General features: G+C 73.6%; 2 protein-coding genes. Both read left to right on the forward strand.

The genetic code is table 11. From position 1 onward, the window contains the following. The coding region (locus ACVNF4_RS35800) for a response regulator transcription factor (RefSeq protein WP_143576556.1) at positions 1-269 on the forward strand (269 nt) is incomplete at its 5' end. A gap of 325 nt (positions 270-594) precedes the next feature. Further along, the coding region (locus tag ACVNF4_RS35805; protein ID WP_461807004.1) for an HRDC domain-containing protein at positions 595-1,570 on the forward strand (976 nt) is incomplete at its 3' end.

Raw genomic sequence — 1,570 nt, forward strand, 5'->3', positions numbered from 1 at the left:
CCGCCCCCATCGGCGCCTCGGCCGCGCGCATGCACCGCCGCCCTCCGGGTGCCCCGAGCCACCCGGGCGGCTACCGCGAACTGTCCGGCCGCGAGGTCGAGGTGCTGCGACTGGTCGCGGAAGGCCAGTCGAACAAGGCGATCGGCGTCTCGATGGGCCTGTCGGCCCTGACCGTCAAGAGCCACCTCGCCCGTATCGCCCGCAAGCTCGGCACGGGCGACCGCGCCGGCATGGTCGCGGTGGCGCTGCGGACCGGAATCATCCACTGACCCCCGACCCCCGTCCCTGACCCCCCGCGAGCGTCCCGACCCCCCGCGATCCATGCGGAACGAGGGATTCCGGCTGGTTTCACACAAAGATTTCAGGCGGAAGCAAACCCTCCGGACACCCCCTCGCAACCGTCCGTCCACGGCCCGTCCGAACCCGGCCGGCACCGTGCGTGCGGCCGTCCACACCACCGTAGGAACCGTTTCTGCCGGTCGTCGCCACCTCGACTCGTACGGGTCGTACGGGTGACCGGTTTACGCCCCTCCCCCGCCCGTCGACGGAACGTTCCGTCGGCGGGCGGCTGTCTTGCACGGATACCCTTGACAGGTGACCGACGCCCAAGAAACCGCAGCAGCCAGTTCACTGCGAACCACCGGAGGCGCCCCTCCGGACGACGGCGGAACCACTGCTCCGGGGGCGCCGGAGCCCTTGCTGGAACCCCGCGAGGGCATTCCGCCCGTGGTCGCCGACGAGGAGACGCTCGCGGAGGTGGTCGCCGCGTTCGCCGCCGGCAGCGGACCGGTCGCCGTCGACGCGGAGCGCGCTTCCGGTTACCGCTACGGCCAGCGGGCCTACCTCGTCCAGCTGCGCCGCGCCGGAGCCGGTTCCGCGCTCATCGACCCCGTCGCCTGTCCCGACCTCTCCGCGCTCGGGGACGCGCTCGCCGACACGGAGTGGGTGCTGCACGCCGCGACCCAGGATCTGCCGTGCCTGCGCGAAATAGGCATGGTGCCCACCCGGCTGTTCGACACCGAACTGGCGGGCCGGCTCGCCGGGTTCCCCCGGGTCGGGCTCGGCGCGATGGTCGAGAGCGTCCTCGGGTACGTCCTGGAGAAGGGGCACTCCGCCGTCGACTGGTCGACCCGGCCGCTGCCCGAGCCGTGGCTGCGCTACGCCGCGCTCGACGTGGAGCTCCTCGTCGATCTGCGGGACGCGCTGGAGAAGGAGCTGGACCGGCAGGGCAAGCTGGAGTGGGCGCGGCAGGAGTTCGCCGCGATCGCCGCCGCGCCGCCCGCCGAGCCCCGCAAGGACCCCTGGCGGCGGACGTCCGGGATGCACAAGGTGCGCCGGCGCCGTCAGCTCGCGGTCGTGCGGGAGCTGTGGCAGACGCGCGACCGGATCGCACAGCGGCGCGACGTGTCGCCCGGGAAGGTGCTTCCCGACGCCGCGATCGTCGAGGCCGCGCTCGCCGTCCCCGTCAACGTGCACGCCCTCGCCGCGCTGGGCGGGTTCGGGCACCGGATGGGGCGCCGACAGCTGGACCAGTGGCAGGCCGCCGTGGACCGGGCGCGGGCCCTGACCG

It is taken from the genome of Streptomyces sp. S6 (genome assembly GCF_054880855.1).